Genomic DNA, 15,564 nt, shown 5'->3' with positions numbered 1-15,564 from the left:
AATGCTATTAATGCAACGAATCACAAAGCTGGATAACGACTTAACCTGTAAGGGAATGCTGATGAAACTCTGGAATAAAACACTACTCGCTTCCGCCCTGTGCCTGACCCTGTTTGGCTGCGACGATGCGTCGAAAGTTGATAACAAACTGGATAAGGCTAAAGATAATGCGGAGCAGATGAAGGATGCCGCGGCGGATAAAGCGCAGGCAATTAAACAGGATGCGGATAAGCAAATCGATACGCTGAAAAGCCAGGCTGACGCCGAGGCCGATCGCCTGAAGGATCAGGCCAGCGCCATCAAGGCCGAGGCGGACAAGAAGGCGGACGCCATCGCCCAGCAGGCGAAAGCCCAGGCCGATGCCGTGAAGCAGAACGCAAAGCAGGAAAGTGATCGCATTGTCAAAGAGGCGGGTCAGATTAAAGACAACGCCATCGGCGATGCCAATCAGCTCTCGGCGGAGGCGGCGAGCAAAACCAAGGCCATCCAGGACAGTATCGCGGCGGACAAACAGAACACCACGCCACCGCCCGCCCAGCAGTAACTCGCGGTGTTTGCCGGGCTGTCGCCCGGCATAACAGCGGCTCTGTGCCCGCGGTACTTGCCTGGCGGCGCTGCGCTTGCACAGGCCTACGGAGGGTGCCGGTTGGGTGCCAAATCACCTAATATTCCAGGCCGGGTAAGGCGTCGCCGCCGCCCGGCACGAGGGTCGAAAGCACATCATGCCCAGGGGTATCGTAAGATACCCCTTTTTTATGCCTGGCGCGGGATCAGCGGTTTGGGACCAGGGTGCCTTTCAGGCCGTGCGGCTCCGATCGCAGGTACTGCGACGGCACGCGCACCTGGGCGCCAAGGCTGGCCGCAGCGTGCCACGGCCAGTGCGGATCGTAGAGTACCGCGCGGGCGAGGGCGATCAGGTCGGCATCGCCATTCTCCAGCGCCGCTTCCGCCTGCTGCGGGTCGGTGATCAGCCCCACGCCAATCACCGGGATGGCTACCTGCTGGCGAATATCGCGGGCGAAAGGCAACTGGTATCCCGGCCCAACGGTGATCGCCTGCTGCGGCGACAAACCGCCGCTGGAGACGTGAATATAGTCACTGCCCAGCGTTTCCAGCTGCTGGCTAAACTTAATGGACTGCTCGCAGTCCCAGCCGCCTTCGACCCAGTCGGTAGCCGACAGCCTGACGCCCACCGCCATGGTGTTGCCCACTGCCTCGCGGATCGCCTTAAAGACTTCCAGCGGATAGCGCATTCGGTTCTCCAGCGAACCGCCGTACTCGTCGCGGCGCTGGTTGCTGAGCGGCGAGAGAAACTGGTGCAGCAGATAGCCGTGGGCGGCGTGCAGTTCAATCAGCTCAAAGCCCAGCCGCTGGGCGCGCAGCGCGCTGGCGACGAAGGCCGCTTTAATGCGCGCCAGATCGGCATGGCTCAGTTCAGCGGGAGCGCGATCGCCATCGTGAAACGCCACGGCGGAAGGGGCGACGGTCTGCCAGCCACCATCGTTGAGCGCCAGCTGATGGCCTCCCTGCCACGGGGCGGCGCAGGATGCCTTGCGTCCGGCATGACCCAGCTGGATCCCCAGACGGATCGGCGACCAGGCCCGAATATCTTCGACTACGCCGCGCAGGGCGTTTTCGGTTTCATCATCCCACAGCCCCAGATCCCCCGGGGAGATACGCCCCGCAGGCTCTACCGCCGTGGCTTCCAGAATTAACAGGCCGGCGCCGGAGAAAGCCAGTTGGCCAAGATGGATCCGGTGCCAGGAGGTCGCCTTACCCTCGTCGGCGGAGTACTGACACATCGGGGCGATAACGATACGGTTATCAAGGGTGAGTTGACCAATTCGCGTCGCGCTAAAAAGATGACTCATGAATACCTCGTAAATGTTAAACGTGGTCGTGCAGGGGACGGACAGTTGCTGTTTATAGCACGCCTGTTCACCCCCCCAGTATTCAGATATTGCGCTTAAGCGCTCCGCTATTCGATATACCAGAGACGGCGCCGTCGGCCGGCGGCCTGCTGCGACACGGCGCGGGCCATTGCGCTGCCAATCTCGGCGCTGGCCGTCAGCCCCTGCACAAAGGGGCGATCGTGCATCAGCCAGGGAAGGGCGCCGAAGGCGACCCGGCCGCGCACTGTCTCCGGCGCCTGCAGCGTGTAGTCATCACCGACGTCCGGAATGTCGTCGCCGCAGGCCAGCAGCTGCTGGCGCAGTGAAGGGAAGGGCAGATCCCGGGTTTTCAGCGCTTTTTGTCCGCGGGCATCGATAAAGACATCGAATTCGCAGCGCTGACGATGATGAACAATCAGCGTCCGGTCAGGCTCCCGCTGCAGCTCATAATCTTCGCCCAGCGTCAGGATCCGCAGAATGCCAGCCCGGTGCAAGGCCAGCAGCCGACGTATGGACTCCGGCGGAATGGCGGCGTAGTTATCGATAAATACCCGAGCGAGGCCCTGGCGGAAGCGACGGCTGTCCGCGTCGTTGAACTGCGGCACCACGGTTTCAATCGCCTCATGCAGGCGCAGAATGGCATAGCGCCAGGGCACCGTGTGGTGTTCGCGCTTATTGCGCTCCACCTCCTGCAGATTGCGCTGCGCCCACTGAAAGGGGTCATGGGTGAGGCGGTCGGCAAACCAGGCGTCGGCGATACTGTCAGGCGTCAGCTGACGAAGCCCGATCGCCTCGCTCCAGCCGGGGGCAGCATATTCCAGCTCTTTAACGATCAGCTCAAAAATCCGATCTAACAGAGCGTCGCTACCCTCCGCAATGGCCGCTTCGAGGGCGGCGGGAGTGGCAATCTCCAGCGGCTCCCACGGGATCGGGCAGTAAAAATCGGCCTCCGGCAGCACGCCGTGGCGTGACATCAGGGTGATCTCCAGCGCTTCGCTGCCTGGATGGAGGGAAAAATGGGTCGTTTTGTCGTCCTCGGTATGGAAAACGCCGTGGCGGGCCACTACCGCCACGGCGGCATCAATCGCGCTTAATGAAGTCCCAAGGATCCCCACCCGACAGGGGGCAATGCGGGCCTCCATCAGGCCGGTCCACGGGCTGGGGAAGTACTGTCGGCTGGCGCGCTCTTCTTCAGGCCACAGATGGCCGGTGGCAATCGCCACCAGGTCGACAATTACCGGGTCTGCTGCACTATCGGTGTGGATGGCGATCCCGGTGGGCTGAACCGCAATATCCGTGACTTCACAGGATTCACAAACGCTAATCACAAAGCCGACGTCCCGGGCCCGCTCAACGAGGTACAGAAAACGGTCGCGATAGTATTCGCCGAGGATCACCCGCGGCAGAAACTGGCGCTCATGCAGGGCGTGCCGTTCAAGCCCGCGCGCCGCCAGCCAGTCATCGCTTTGCTGCTGCAGCCATTGCAGGTAGGTCAGGTCGATGGGGGGGATCTCAATGCTGGCAATATTGGCCAGCATTTGCGCCGCGGTATTATCGTCACTGTAGGGCATACCCACCCCGGCCTGCGCCTCTTTTTCAAACAGAGTGATGGCCAGCGGCTCACCGCGCTTCACCAGTTCATAAAAGGTGTAAATCCCCGTCGGCCCCACGCCGACGATGGCAATTCTCTTCATGATTCTCTCCCTTCCTGTGGGCAGATGCGGCATTGATGACGCTTCGCTTAAGCGAACCTGGTTTTAATTCTGGTCGAAAATTACCGAACCGGTGAGGGGAACACGCAATTTGAAACAAATTAGCATGCTAATAAACTTGCCGATTGTCGTAAAAGGGGTGTAATTAACAAAAGAGCAACTTTCTATACAAACAATTTACACAGGCGGTGACCCCAGCTCGCTCTGCTGGACGCCGCGCACACTCCCGGCAATGCCGTCGGGATAGGGATGACAAGATGCACGGCTGGACCTCACGACAGCGTAATGCGGCGATAGCCAGTTTTTTAAGCTGGACGCTCGATGCTTTCGACTTTTTCCTGTTAGTTTTTTTACTGAGCGATATCGCCCACTCGTTTCATGTCGACCTTGAGGAGGTCACCCTGGCGATTCTGCTGACTCTGGCCGTGCGGCCCGTCGGCGCGCTAATTTTCGGCAGGGCGGCGGAGAAGTTTGGTCGCAAACCAATCCTGATGCTCAATATTGTGTTCTTCTCGGCTTTTGAGCTGCTCTCCGCCGCCGCGCCGTCGTTGATGCTGTTTTTCCTGCTGCGGGTGCTGTACGGCGTGGCGATGGGCGGGATCTGGGGCGTGGCCTCTTCGCTGGCGATGGAGACGATCCCCGACCGCTCGCGCGGCCTGATGTCCGGCCTGTTCCAGGCGGGATACCCCTTCGGCTATTTGCTGGCGGCCGTCGCCTATGGGCTGCTGTTTGAACAACTCGGCTGGCGCGGGATGTTTGTCATTGGCGCCGCGCCGGTGCTGCTGCTGCCGTTTATCTATTTCTGCGTCGAGGAGTCTCCGGTTTGGCAGGCGGCCAGGCAGAATAAAGAGAGTACGGCCCTGCTGCCGGTACTGCGTAGCCACTGGAAGCTGTGCCTGTACCTGGTGGTGCTGATGGCGGCTTTCAACTTCTTCTCCCACGGGACGCAGGATCTTTACCCGGTCTTTTTGAAAGTTCAGCACGGCTTCGAGCCTAAAACGGTCAGCATCATCGCGGTCTGCTATAACATCGCCTCGATCATTGGTGGAGTGTTCTTCGGTTCGCTGTCGGAGAAAATTGGCCGGCGCAAAGCGATTATGATTGCCGCTCTGCTGGCGCTGCCGGTTATCCCGCTGTGGGCCTTCGCCAGCGGCTCGCTGGCGCTGGGGGCTGGGGCATTTCTGATGCAATTTATGGTGCAAGGCGCCTGGGGGGTGATCCCGACCTGGCTCAACGAACTGGTGCCGGCCAACACCCGGGCGGTGCTGCCCGGCTTCGTCTATCAGCTGGGCAATCTGCTGGCTTCGGTGAACGCCACGCTGCAGGCATCAATCGCCCAGCATCATGGGCATAACTACGGCCTGGCAATGGCCCTGGTGGCCGGGACGGTGGCGATTGTCATTACCGTCCTGACCTTTTTTGGTCGCGAAGGCCGGGTGATCCAATCCGCAGGAGCGGGACATCACCAGCCGCTCTCCACCAGCCGTTAACTTTTGTGACCGGGCGTGGCCAGGCGCCCGGTCGCATACATTAGTCACGCAGACAAATAGACGCCGCCTGGCGTTTCTCCAGCGAGCAGATCCCAATCCCCACCATGATGAACAGCGCGCTAAACAGATGCCAGGCATGCGGCTGGGTATGCAGGAAGAGGATGCTCAACACCCCGCCGGAGAGGGGGATGATGTGGGTGTAAATTTCGCCCCGCGTGGCGCCAATGGTGGCGATACCTTTGTTCCAGAACAAATAGGCCAGCCACGATGGGAAAATTACCAGATACGCCAGGCCGCTGAGGAAAAACAGCTCGCGCCAGGCTGCCCAGTCCTGCGCCGGGTGGCGCATCAGCCAGAAGATGACGATTGGCACCAGGATCAGGGCGCCGAGCAGCGAGCTGACGGCGACAAAGCCATTCGCCGGGATTCGGCGGTCCTTCAGACGTAACAGCGAACAGTAGAGCGCCCAGCTCAGCGCCGACCCCATCGCCCATAGGTCGCCGACGGCAAAGGTGTGCAGAGAGGCGGCGTGCAGCGGATTTCCCTGAAATAAGAGGATCATCACGCCGAGGGTGCTAAAAGCCACTCCGAGCCAGTTACGCCCTGATACCGGATCGCGGAAAAATAGTCGGTTAATCAACAGTACCATGCTCGGCGTGGCGGACATATAGATGGCGGCGTTAAGGGCAGAGGTGGTTTGCAGGCCAATATAGAGCGTAAGCGGGAAGCTGACCTGGCCACAGAGGGTGAGCACCACCACCGCCGGGGCGTTTGCCCGCAGCAGGTGGCGACTGCCGGCGATTTGCCGTCGGTAGAGCAGGCCCAGCAGCAGCGCCGTCAGCGCCCAGCGCGCTTCGGTCATCAGGATCGGATCCACGCCCTGCACCAGCACGTGCCCGACAACATAATTCCCGCCCCAGAACAGAGCCGCCAGCGTCAGTAACAGATAAGGCATGATGATTCCTTGTGTCGTTTGTCACTGTACTGAATGGTAATGTTATTGTTTTTATAATATCAATAATATTTTAGTGGTTTTTATTGTATTCATTTAAATTCTTTAATAAACAGTAAATTGATAATGCGTGTGAAATATGCGTTGCCGCATTATGGACGGTACTATACCGTATAGTAGCCATGTATTTCACAGGGATAAATCATGCGTAACACAGATAATGGGGTGATTGGAAGCGACCAGACCGCGGTGATGGCCAGGCTGGCGCTGGATGAGTTAATTGACCAGCTTCTGCACAGCAACGCGCTGTCGCTGAAGCTGACGGCCAACCCGCTGGTGGCCGACAGAGCCTGGCATCTCACTGAGAATACCTGCATCCGCGCCTTCTCCGCTGACGATCCACAGGCCAAAAAGCGTGCGCACCACGCGCTGTTCATTCTCTATCAGTCCTGGCTTGCCGACCCGCTCTCGCCAGCGGCTGCCAATCAGTTTCATCCGCTGCTTTCCGGGATCAGAAATTACATCGAGTCTGAGTGGCTGCGGGCGGAAAGCAAACGCTTCCACCACCAGAGACCAATGCTTAACGCCGGCAATATCGTCGACGAACTGCACGCCTTATGCCAGCAGCACCCGGCGTCTCATCATCCGCTGTTCGATTTCCTTGCCAGCGAGGCCTCTGCGGCGCAAATCGACTATTTCTTCAAAAGCGACAGCGCCCTCAATCTGCTTTTCTTCGATCTGGTGGCGATGGGGCTGGTGGGCTCGCTGCCGGAAACCCGCGCTGAGATTGCGCAAAATCTGTGGGATGAGATAGGCCAGGGCAGCACTGAGATCACCCACGTCAATTTGTACAAGGATTTACTGAAGCGGCGGAATATCGCTTTGCCGGACAATCATTTTGCCCATTTGTACGAGTGGCAGGGGCTGGCCGGGTATAACGCCTTTATGCTGGGCGGCGTTAACCGTCAGCATTACTACAAATCACTGGGCGTGATGGCCATGACCGAGCTGCTCGACCCGCCACAGTATGAAAAACTGGTGGCGGGCTGTCGGCGGATTGGGCTTTCCGAGCGCGACGTGCATTACTATGCCGAACATATCACGGTCGACATCGGTCATGCGGATGGCTGGCTGAACAATGTGATTGTGCCGATTGGCAAAAAACATCCGGCGGCGATGGAGGAGGTCTTCTTTGGCGCCGCGCTGCGTCTGCAAACCTGCAACGATTACTATGATTGTCTGCTGGAGGCCCTGCAGTCGCTGGGCGGCAGCTTATCATCTCACAGCGTACCGCCTTCTGAGTAAATAAGCGCTTTGGCCGCGCTCCAGGCGGTCACCCCTGGCGGGATCTCCCGGCATTCGGCGGACTCGGCCTGCTGGGCGGCGATAGCGCCATCGATGAGCATCACCATCATCATGGCGACCCGCTCGGCAGGCTCTGGTTTTAACACCTGCAGGAGGATATCGCGGAAGAACTGCCAGAGGAGCGACTTAAATCGGGAGCATTGCTCCCGGATCGCCGGCGATGACGCGCCATATTCAAACAGCGCGCGGGTAAACATGCAGCCGTGGAACGTTTCGCAGGTAAACCAGCGATGGTAGTAGTCGAACACGGCGAACAGCTTTTCCCGCGCGCTGGCTTTATCCGCGGTGATCTGCGCCAAATCCTGCATAAATTCGCTCTCTTTCTGCTTGAGGATAGCCAGAATGAGCGCCTCTTTATCGGCGTAATAGCGGTAGAAGGTCATTTTGGAGATGCCAGCATGTTCAGCAATCCGCTCGATGCTGGGCGACTGATATCCTTCGCGATTAAACAGCGTGCTGGCGTGGCGGAGAATGTCCGCTTGTTTTGGCTTCATGCGTTTTCCTGTCGAATGGTTCGCTGTCACGATTGCCGGTGACACGGCCGTCCTGCGACAGCGGTGCATTATGCCGGATCTTGCCGCCAGACGGGCAAAAAGTAAATCAGCCGCGGTTTATGCGGCGTCGGTTCCCTCAATAAAAACAAGATTGCGTAGACATACACAAGTCATGTCCTTATGTTTCTGAACCGGCGTATTATTCGGACCTTTATACACATAAGCTGTGAATGATGTACTTTCTGATAGGCATTATTTCTGAAGTCTGAGACGGTTACAGCAGGACACGCATCGAATGAGGGTATTACAGACATCATTACCAGGATGATCCGATAACTATGATGAATCTTATTAAAAGATTGCTGCGAAGAATATTCAGGTCGTTAATTTCATCTTATGGCCCAGCTGTACTGACCATCCTCTTCGCCGTGGCGCAAGGGCTCTTTTTTCCAGAGACGCCTCTCTGGCTTGTTCCCCTGTTTTTCGTATTTGTTATTGTAATGTTTTATCGGTTTGTGAAATTTTAATATCGAAATTTAACTTTATATTAAATTGACAAGGAAGTGCGATGGCTGGGTTGAGGCTGCGCAGGTTAAGATGGCCCCGCCATTGCCTGTCTCATTGAGAAGAAGAGAAGAGATGAAATTACCCCTGACCACGCCCCGGCTGCTGCTGCGCCGGTTCAGAACGGAAGATCTGCCGTCTTTCAGCCATTATCGCAATCTGTCGGAGGTGGCCCGCTTTCAGAGCTGGACCCACTACGGCATGACAGAGGCGACAGCCTTCTATGAACAACAGCGTTCGCAGGCCTTTGCTGAGGATGAGAGCTGGTTCCAGCTTGCCGTAGAGATTCAGGCCAACGGTGCGCTGGCGGGAGATGTGGGGATCCACTTCTTAGATCACGGCAGGCAAGCCGAGCTGGGGATGACCTTTTCCCCTGCGTATCAGCATCAGGGGTATGCCCGGGAAGCCATGCGGGCGGTGATGGCCTTACTCTTTGAACAGTTAGCCCACCACCGGCTGACAGCGGTGGTAGACACCCGCAATACCGGCGCGATCAAACTCCTGGAAGGGCTGGGCTTTCGTCGCGAGGCGCATTACCGGCAAAATATCTTTTTTAAAGGCGAGTGGGGCGATGAGTACCTGTACGCGCTGTTGCGTAGCGAATATCAGTGAAGTGACGGGCGAGCCGTCACTTCTGCCCGGCGGACGATTAGCTATGCTGGCGGATAAAGCGCGCGCGCCACGGTTTTAGCACCCACAGCGCGAGGGCGGCGGTGACAAAATCAAGGCCAATCGCGCAGCTGAAGACCACATGCCAGCCGTGAGTGTACTGATAGAGCAGTGCCGCCAGCGGACCGCCAAAGATTGACCCGATGCCCTGCGAAATATACAGCCAGCCATAGTTGCTGGCGGCATGTTCGCTGCCGAACGTATCGGTGAGCGTCGACGGGAAGAGCGAGAAGATCTCCCCCCAGCCAAAGAAAACCACCCCGGAGAGCAGGACAAACAGCAGCGGATCTTCCCGGCACGCCAGCCAGAGCATCATCGCCACCCCCTCCAGCGCAAAGGCGATAAACATGGTTTGCTCGCGGCCGAAGCGGTCGGAAATAAACCCAAACAGCGGCCGGGTTAAGCCGTTGGTAAAGCGGTCTATCGTTAACGCCAGCGGCAGCGCCGCCATGCCAAACACCACCGCCTGGCTAATGCCGAAATCCTCGGCGAACACCGCCATCTGCGAAGTGACCATCAGCCCGGAAGTCGACATCATCGCCATCATGGCGAACATCAGCCAGAACAGCGGCTGGCGCAGCATTTCCCGGGAAGTAAACGATCTGCTGCTCTGCGCCACCGTCTGACTGACGGGCTGGGAGACAGCTGGGGGCGGCAGCTTCAGCCCCTGACTGGCGAGGAAGCCGACGAGGGCGAAAAGGATCCCGAAAGTCGTCAGCGTGTGTTCAAGGCCGTTAGTGATCAGCGACAGGGAGATGGGGAAAGTGGTTATGATGGCCCCCATCCCGTAGCCCGCCGCCACCGCGCCGGCGGCGAATCCCCGCTGTTGTGGGAACCATTTGACCATTAGGCCGACAACGCCGATGTAGACGATCCCGGTCCCGAGGCCGCCCATGCAGCCATAAACCAGCCAGAGCGTTGCCAGGCCATTCACCTGCGCGGAAAGCACCCAGCTCATTCCCGCCATCACCGTGCCAATAGCGATCAGCCGCCGCGGGCCAAATTTTTCCACTAACCGTCCCTGAAAAGGGGAAAAGAAGGTCTGCAGGATGATCAGTAGCGAGAAGGTGACCTGCAATTCTGGCAGACCGACGCCAAGTTTGGCGGCCAGGGGTTTTGTCAACAGCGTCCAGACATATTGCGGACTGGAGATGGCGGCCATACAGATCAGGCCCAGCACCAGCTGGCGCCATTTGCCATATTTCGGGGTAACCAACGGTTCGCTGAGTGTCGTCATGTTGTTCTCCGTTTTCAGTAAGCAGGCTTCCGTGAAACGCATCCACCCTGGATGCCTCACAGAAAGGGGAAGGTTGCGACCGCAGACTGGCGACCTGTTGTGGCCATATGGCATACGTTCTTGTCCACATTGCGGTATACAAGCGAAGAGCATTAAACGTGCCATATAAAATAATTTTTTATATTCAACTGGTTAATGTAATGAGGGCATGTCTGACGGGGGGCGGCATGGTGAATGTGCGGCACCAGGGCGGTGCAAATGAATTATCGCGGTGCGCTTTACCTGCTAACTGGCGTAGGAGACATCGTATATCCTGGACTGGCGCTAGACGGACTTCAGTGCAAAGCCGCCCAGGCGGGTCGAGGCTACGAAATCACCGCCTGGGGCGGCTGGCAAGATAAACGGGAAATGAGGCTGGCGGTTTACCCGCTTAGTAGCGAAAAAACGCTACTGTCCCGACTATTTTTTGCTTTATGAGCTGGGCATTTATTGTATGGACTCTCGCAGAGAGACATTCTTCCTGGTAGAAACCCTGGCTACCACACACAGATACTAGATAGGGGAAGCCTTACCGCCCCATATTAAGCTCATGCCGCGGTACTGGCCCGGACTTTGAGCACTGACGGAATTTCAATGAACTTTTCACCAGGCTTATCGTTAAGCAGTTCGAGAAGGGCTTTACCGGCTTTCACCCCAATGTCATGCCAGGGAAACTCAACGGTTGTCAGGGCAGGGGAACAGACTGTCGATAACACTCCTCCGCCTAAACTCGCAATGGCTACGGTATTGGGCACCTTAATGCCGGCACTGTGGCAGGCCATCATACATCCACAGGCCATTTCATCCGACGTGCAAATTAACGCATCCAGATCGCCCCAGGTAATCATCATATCCTTGAATATATTGACGCCTGTGGCGATGGTGGATGGCAAATGCGTGGTTACCACCCGGTGCGGGGAGCGGTTCAGAGCGAGCATCGCCGTATTCCATCCGCTCAGCAACTGGCGAAACATTGTGTTATTAGCCGGGGTACAGAGCAGTGCGATGTTTTTTAATGAGGCGTCGGCCAGATGAGTCACGATCTGTTTTACGGCCTTACCGTAATCCACGCCGATGCACATACCCACTGGGTGGGTATTTAGCGCGCCAATTTCCAGAATAGGAACATCCACGTTGGCCAGCAACTGGGTGCAGCTCTCAATGGTATCGATATTGAACTGAATAATGGCCGCCGGGTTATAGGCGAGCATTTTTTCAAACGTCTTTTGTTCACTTTGACCGTCATGCCCGGATTCCATAAACATCATGGTATATCCGCGTTCGGTCAGCACTTTTTGCAGCGCTTCAGAGACCGGCAAAAAACCCGGCGAAGAGAAGGTGGGAACGACGGCGAGAATAAGATCGGAATGGACCGACGCCAGATTACGTGCCTGCAGATTAGGGACATAGCCGAGTTGACTGACGGCCGCATCGATGCGATCGCGAAGCTCAGGATTCACTTTTTCAGGCATTCTCAGCGCTCGCGAGACGGTCATGGCGCTCACACCGACAAACTCAGCCACCTCGGTCAGGGTTATCTTACCCGTTCCTTTACGTCGTTTTTCTTTCGGGCTACCGTCCGCGTCTAAACTCTTCACCAAAATCACCAACCGTTTGAAAAATAAAATATAACGAAAGTATATCTGCGAATCGCATTATAACTTACCACAGCGAGGGGGAAAGCACATTATAGCCAGTGTTAGCGGTAACGCACTTTTTAACATTTTTCTTTGTTAGCGCTAACTTTGGGAGGTGTATCACAGTTGCATTTTATTTAGCTGTTTATAGTGCAACACATAGACCCCCTCGGGAGAGCATATGATCAGAGACTGGTTAACCCCGGATAAAATTAAAGTCATTAACTCAATAGATAGCTGGGAAAATGCCGTTCGACTTGCAGCAGAACCCTTGCTGATGCAAGGGTATATAGCCGGGTCGTATATTGAGGCGATTTTGCAAAGCCATAAAGAGCTTGGGCCCTATTACGTATTAGCTCCCGGCTTGGCGATGCCTCATGCCCGTCCTGAACAGGGGGTATTAAGAAATGGATTATCGCTTCTTCATATTAAAGAAGGGGTGTCGTTCGGCTCGAAAGAGAACGATCCGATATACGTGGTAATCATACTATGCGCTCGTTCCGGAAATGAACATATCACGATGATTGGTGAACTGGCTGAAATCTTTAGCGATCAGCAAAAGTTACACCGATTGTTAAATGCCGATGATAGCAAGGCGATTCAGGCCGTTATTGACTGAAGGAAAACAGAATGAAAAAAGTACTTATCGTGTGCGGTAATGGTTTAGGCAGCAGCTTCATCGTTGAAATGAATGTCAAAAAGATCCTTGCCGAAATGAATAAAGAAGCTGAAGTCGCACATACCGATCTGACGTCGGCAAAAAGCGAAACTGCCGATCTTATTCTCAGCGCCAAAGACATTGCAGAACATCTTAGCAGTCACTCTGCAAAGGTCGTTGGATTAAGTAATTTACTTGATAACAATAAAATTAAAGAAATTTTAGCAGAAAACATTTAAGCAACGGCTATCTGATTCGTGGAGTTAAACATGCTTCATTTTCTTATTTATGATGTGCTAGGAACACCGGCGATACTGGTTGGTTTATTTTCACTGATCGGTCTGCTGTTGCAAAAAAAAGGAATTTCAGACGTTATTTCAGGCACGCTGAAAACCATCATGGGTTTTGTCATATTGACCGCCGGCGCCGGTATTATAGCCTATACGTTAACCATCTTTAGCCAGTTATTTGAACATTCTTTCCATATTCAGGGCGTGGTGCCCAACACTGATGCCATGGCCGCTCTGGCGCAGAAGAATTACGGCACGGAAACCGCCACCATTATGGTATTGGGCATGCTGATCAATATCGCCCTGGCGCGTCTAACGCCATTAAAGTACATCTTTCTGACCGGACATCATACGCTTTATATGGCTGCGATGCTGGCGGTTATCCTGTCTGTAGGGGGCTTGTCAGGGGGATGGGTGGTGGCCATCGGGGCGGTTATTCTCGGTGCGATGATGGTCATCTCCCCGGCTATCTTGCAGCCGTTTACCCGTAAAATTACCAATACCGACGATCTGGCTCTCGGCCATTTTGGCTCTATTGGTTATCTGCTTTCCGCGCTGGTGGGCAAAATTATTGGTAAAGGCAGTCCCTCGATTGAAGAGATCAAAGTACCTAAGTCGCTCAATTTCCTTCGCGACTCATCGGTGGCCATCTCTCTCACCATGATGATTCTGTTTCTGGTGCTGGTGCTCGTTGCGGGCAAATCCTTTGTCGAGGAGACCCTGAGCGCTGGTCAGAACTTTATTATCTTCGCCATTATTCAGTCCCTCACGTTTGCTGCAGGAGTTTATATCATCCTCGCCGGGGTTCGGATGGTGATTGCCGAGATCGTCCCGGCGTTTAAAGGGATTGCGGACAAACTGGTTAAAGACGCGAAGCCGGCGCTGGACTGTCCGACGGTGTTTCCCTTCGCTCCGAATGCCGTCATCGTCGGCTTCCTCGCAAGCTTTGTCGCAGGGCTGGTCAGTATGTTCCTCTGCCCGCTGTTCGGCTTGAGCGTCATCGTCCCGGGCCTGGTTCCCCACTTTTTCTGCGGGGCCACGGCGGGGGTTTACGGCAACATTACCGGCGGACGTCGCGGGGCGGTGGTAGGGGCTTTTGCTCACGGTCTGCTCATTTCGTTCCTGCCTGCCATTCTCTTGCCCATGATGGGGGATATGGGACTGGGCTCCACAACCTTTGGAGACGCAGACTTTGGCGTTGTCGGCATCGTGCTGGGTCATATCATCGCAATGTTTAACTAACTATTTATCGGAGGTGGTTTATGAGCGCTAAATTTTCACCGTCACTGATGTGCATGGATTTAACGCAGTTCAAAGAGCAGATCACGGCAATGAATAAAAAAGCGGATTTTTACCATGTTGATATAATGGATGGCAATTACGTCCGCAATATCACACTGTCTCCCTTTTTTATTGAGAATCTGAAAAAAATTACTACTGTGCCCATTGATGTTCATCTGATGGTGAATCATCCGGAAGATATCATTCCCATGTGTCTCGAGGCCGGCGCCGATATCATCAGCTTTCATCCCGAGACGGCGAATAACAAAATATTCCGCCTGCTGAATCAGATCAAGGATGCGGGCAAAAAGTGCGGGGTGGTGCTGAACCCAGCGACACCGGCAGAAAGCATTGCCGAATATGCGCATCTGCTGGATAAAGTGACGGTCATGTCGGTTGACCCTGGCTATGCCGGACAAAAGTTTATTCCTGAGTCGCTGAACAAGATTAGAAAGCTCATCAACATGCGCAAAAATAATGGCTATCACTATCTGACGGAAATTGATGGCTCTTGCAATGAGAAAACCTTCGGTCAGATTGCTGAATCCGGGGTAGATGTCTTTATCGTCGGCACATCGGGTCTGTTTTCGCTCCATGAGGATGTCAGCCAGGCGTGGGACAGAATGATCGAGATCTTCCAGCGGGAAACTGTCGCTGCATAACGGTTATTTCTCTTCGAACCACAGTGTGTATTTGAATAAGCCTTAAAAGATCTGCATCACGCCAGCGATGCTGGTTTGTTATTTAACGACCACTCTATATGAATGCGGGTGAATCATGGATATTTCGACAGTGCTTAATGTTAAAAACATCAAGTTAAATATGACCGCCAGAACCAAAGAAGAGGTGATAGAAGAACTCACCGATTTACTTATCCAGGATGGCGCCGTCACCAATAAGGAAGACTTTATTCGTGATGTCTGGTTACGCGAGGAGCTAGGCTCTACCGGCTTTGAAAACCATATCGCTATTCCACATGGTAAATCTTCCGGTGTTTCCCGTACCGCATTAGCCATCGGACGCACGCAACATGCCATTCCCTGGGAGACCATGGATGGCAGCGACGTCCGCTGTGTTATTTTATTTGCGGTTTGCCTGGTGGATCAAAATGCCACCCATATTCGCCTGTTGGCACAAGTGTCTGGGTCACTGGCGAATGAAGACATTATCGCTAAATTACTTGTTGAATCTGATCCACATAAAATCATTGCGCTTTTCAATTCAGAAACTGAAAACGCCGATGCTTAATACCAACTTGCTAATATCGATTTGTAATTTATTAAA

Annotated in this window: 17 protein-coding genes; 11 read left to right on the top strand and 6 right to left on the bottom strand. The window is 54.9% G+C overall.

Features of this window, described 5'->3' with window-relative positions:
- The first annotated feature begins 10 nt into the window (after positions 1-10).
- Entirely contained in the window at positions 11-544 is a 534-nt protein-coding gene (locus KHQ26_RS03885; protein ID WP_020805172.1) for a hypothetical protein, read from the top strand.
- Positions 545-770: 226 nt separating this feature from the next.
- Here the strand turns inward: KHQ26_RS03885 and KHQ26_RS03880 are convergent, their stop codons facing one another.
- Both KHQ26_RS03880 and KHQ26_RS03875 read right to left on the bottom strand, forming a co-directional pair.
- Positions 771-1,871 (bottom strand): NADH:flavin oxidoreductase/NADH oxidase, encoded by a 1,101-nt coding sequence (locus KHQ26_RS03880; protein WP_020805165.1) that lies wholly within the window; start codon positions 1,869-1,871, stop codon positions 771-773.
- 107 nt (positions 1,872-1,978) lie between these two features.
- Positions 1,979-3,586 carry an FAD-NAD(P)-binding protein gene (locus KHQ26_RS03875; RefSeq protein ID WP_020805167.1) on the bottom strand — a complete coding sequence of 536 codons (1,608 nt, stop codon included), beginning with the start codon at positions 3,584-3,586 and terminating at the stop codon, positions 1,979-1,981.
- A 275-nt stretch (positions 3,587-3,861) separates the two neighbouring features.
- Between KHQ26_RS03875 and KHQ26_RS03870 the strand changes: the two genes are divergently transcribed.
- A complete protein-coding gene (locus tag KHQ26_RS03870; RefSeq protein ID WP_004148411.1) occupies positions 3,862-5,094 on the top strand; it encodes an MFS transporter in 1,233 nt (410 codons plus the stop codon).
- Positions 5,095-5,134: 40 nt separating this feature from the next.
- Here the strand turns inward: KHQ26_RS03870 and KHQ26_RS03865 are convergent, their stop codons facing one another.
- Positions 5,135-6,049, bottom strand: a complete 915-nt coding sequence (locus tag KHQ26_RS03865; protein ID WP_020805176.1) for a DMT family transporter — start codon at positions 6,047-6,049, stop codon at positions 5,135-5,137.
- A gap of 201 nt (positions 6,050-6,250) precedes the next feature.
- On the opposite strand from KHQ26_RS03865, the gene KHQ26_RS03860 reads away from it, so the two are divergent.
- Positions 6,251-7,351, top strand: coding sequence for an iron-containing redox enzyme family protein (locus KHQ26_RS03860; RefSeq protein ID WP_020805161.1), 1,101 nt, complete (start codon positions 6,251-6,253; stop codon positions 7,349-7,351).
- Here KHQ26_RS03860 and KHQ26_RS03855 read toward each other — a convergent pair.
- Positions 7,327-7,905, bottom strand: coding sequence for a TetR/AcrR family transcriptional regulator (locus KHQ26_RS03855; protein WP_004199932.1), 579 nt, complete (start codon positions 7,903-7,905; stop codon positions 7,327-7,329). The genes KHQ26_RS03860 and KHQ26_RS03855 overlap by 25 nt on opposite strands.
- A 338-nt stretch (positions 7,906-8,243) precedes the next feature.
- On the opposite strand from KHQ26_RS03855, the gene KHQ26_RS03850 reads away from it, so the two are divergent.
- On the top strand, positions 8,244-8,432 hold the full coding sequence (locus KHQ26_RS03850; protein WP_004148407.1) for a hypothetical protein: 189 nt from the start codon (positions 8,244-8,246) through the stop codon (positions 8,430-8,432).
- 70 nt (positions 8,433-8,502) lie between these two features.
- A complete protein-coding gene (locus KHQ26_RS03845; RefSeq protein ID WP_074182995.1) occupies positions 8,503-9,081 on the top strand; it encodes a GNAT family N-acetyltransferase in 579 nt (192 codons plus the stop codon).
- Positions 9,082-9,118: 37 nt separating this feature from the next.
- Here KHQ26_RS03845 and oxlT read toward each other — a convergent pair whose 3' ends face one another.
- Positions 9,119-10,417: an oxalate/formate MFS antiporter gene (gene oxlT, locus KHQ26_RS03840; RefSeq protein ID WP_020805168.1), complete on the bottom strand. Its 1,299-nt coding sequence runs from the start codon at positions 10,415-10,417 to the stop codon at positions 9,119-9,121.
- Between the two features lie 216 nt (positions 10,418-10,633).
- Between oxlT and KHQ26_RS03835 the strand changes: the two genes are divergently transcribed.
- Positions 10,634-10,852: a hypothetical protein gene (locus tag KHQ26_RS03835; RefSeq protein ID WP_020805169.1), complete on the top strand. Its 219-nt coding sequence runs from the start codon at positions 10,634-10,636 to the stop codon at positions 10,850-10,852.
- Between the two features lie 110 nt (positions 10,853-10,962).
- On the opposite strand, the gene KHQ26_RS03830 is transcribed toward KHQ26_RS03835, so the two are convergent.
- A complete protein-coding gene (locus tag KHQ26_RS03830; protein ID WP_004151868.1) occupies positions 10,963-12,015 on the bottom strand; it encodes a LacI family DNA-binding transcriptional regulator in 1,053 nt (350 codons plus the stop codon).
- A 217-nt stretch (positions 12,016-12,232) separates the two neighbouring features.
- Between KHQ26_RS03830 and KHQ26_RS03825 the strand changes: the two genes are divergently transcribed.
- From KHQ26_RS03825 to KHQ26_RS03805, 5 genes are all read left to right on the top strand, one after another.
- Entirely contained in the window at positions 12,233-12,670 is a 438-nt protein-coding gene (locus tag KHQ26_RS03825) for a PTS sugar transporter subunit IIA (protein ID WP_020805179.1), read from the top strand.
- Between the two features lie 11 nt (positions 12,671-12,681).
- Complete coding sequence (locus tag KHQ26_RS03820) at positions 12,682-12,948, top strand: PTS sugar transporter subunit IIB (protein WP_004176134.1); 267 nt, start codon at positions 12,682-12,684, stop codon at positions 12,946-12,948.
- A 30-nt stretch (positions 12,949-12,978) separates the two neighbouring features.
- Positions 12,979-14,241 carry a PTS ascorbate transporter subunit IIC gene (locus tag KHQ26_RS03815; protein WP_004176135.1) on the top strand — a complete coding sequence of 421 codons (1,263 nt, stop codon included), beginning with the start codon at positions 12,979-12,981 and terminating at the stop codon, positions 14,239-14,241.
- 20 nt (positions 14,242-14,261) lie between these two features.
- Complete coding sequence (gene alsE / locus KHQ26_RS03810) at positions 14,262-14,942, top strand: D-allulose 6-phosphate 3-epimerase (RefSeq protein WP_004179925.1); 681 nt, start codon at positions 14,262-14,264, stop codon at positions 14,940-14,942.
- A gap of 115 nt (positions 14,943-15,057) precedes the next feature.
- Positions 15,058-15,528 carry a PTS sugar transporter subunit IIA gene (locus tag KHQ26_RS03805; RefSeq protein ID WP_029496906.1) on the top strand — a complete coding sequence of 157 codons (471 nt, stop codon included), beginning with the start codon at positions 15,058-15,060 and terminating at the stop codon, positions 15,526-15,528.
- Positions 15,529-15,564 lie beyond the last annotated feature (36 nt).

Source organism: Klebsiella sp. 10 (genome assembly GCF_018223925.1).
GTDB lineage: Bacteria > Pseudomonadota > Gammaproteobacteria > Enterobacterales > Enterobacteriaceae > Klebsiella > Klebsiella pneumoniae.
The sequence above is the reverse complement of the archived record's forward strand: the minus strand, read 5'-3'. Positions and strand labels throughout refer to the sequence as shown.

What these genes read in the sequence shown, in the direction of transcription:
- KHQ26_RS03875 (WP_020805167.1), bottom strand. Translation starts at nt 3,586, where the DNA reads ATGAAGAGAATTGCCATCGTCGGCGTGGGGCCGACGGGGATTTACACC.
- KHQ26_RS03855 (WP_004199932.1), bottom strand. Translation starts at nt 7,905, where the DNA reads ATGAAGCCAAAACAAGCGGACATTCTCCGCCACGCCAGCACGCTGTTT.
- KHQ26_RS03835 (WP_020805169.1), top strand. Translation starts at nt 10,634, where the DNA reads ATGAATTATCGCGGTGCGCTTTACCTGCTAACTGGCGTAGGAGACATC.
- KHQ26_RS03805 (WP_029496906.1), top strand. Translation starts at nt 15,058, where the DNA reads ATGGATATTTCGACAGTGCTTAATGTTAAAAACATCAAGTTAAATATG.
- KHQ26_RS03865 (WP_020805176.1), bottom strand. Translation starts at nt 6,049, where the DNA reads ATGCCTTATCTGTTACTGACGCTGGCGGCTCTGTTCTGGGGCGGGAAT.
- alsE (WP_004179925.1), top strand. Translation starts at nt 14,262, where the DNA reads ATGAGCGCTAAATTTTCACCGTCACTGATGTGCATGGATTTAACGCAG.
- KHQ26_RS03850 (WP_004148407.1), top strand. Translation starts at nt 8,244, where the DNA reads ATGATGAATCTTATTAAAAGATTGCTGCGAAGAATATTCAGGTCGTTA.
- KHQ26_RS03820 (WP_004176134.1), top strand. Translation starts at nt 12,682, where the DNA reads ATGAAAAAAGTACTTATCGTGTGCGGTAATGGTTTAGGCAGCAGCTTC.
- KHQ26_RS03825 (WP_020805179.1), top strand. Translation starts at nt 12,233, where the DNA reads ATGATCAGAGACTGGTTAACCCCGGATAAAATTAAAGTCATTAACTCA.
- KHQ26_RS03845 (WP_074182995.1), top strand. Translation starts at nt 8,503, where the DNA reads ATGGCCCCGCCATTGCCTGTCTCATTGAGAAGAAGAGAAGAGATGAAA.
- KHQ26_RS03860 (WP_020805161.1), top strand. Translation starts at nt 6,251, where the DNA reads ATGCGTAACACAGATAATGGGGTGATTGGAAGCGACCAGACCGCGGTG.
- KHQ26_RS03870 (WP_004148411.1), top strand. Translation starts at nt 3,862, where the DNA reads ATGCACGGCTGGACCTCACGACAGCGTAATGCGGCGATAGCCAGTTTT.
- KHQ26_RS03815 (WP_004176135.1), top strand. Translation starts at nt 12,979, where the DNA reads ATGCTTCATTTTCTTATTTATGATGTGCTAGGAACACCGGCGATACTG.
- KHQ26_RS03885 (WP_020805172.1), top strand. Translation starts at nt 11, where the DNA reads ATGCAACGAATCACAAAGCTGGATAACGACTTAACCTGTAAGGGAATG.
- oxlT (WP_020805168.1), bottom strand. Translation starts at nt 10,417, where the DNA reads ATGCGTTTCACGGAAGCCTGCTTACTGAAAACGGAGAACAACATGACG.
- KHQ26_RS03880 (WP_020805165.1), bottom strand. Translation starts at nt 1,871, where the DNA reads ATGAGTCATCTTTTTAGCGCGACGCGAATTGGTCAACTCACCCTTGAT.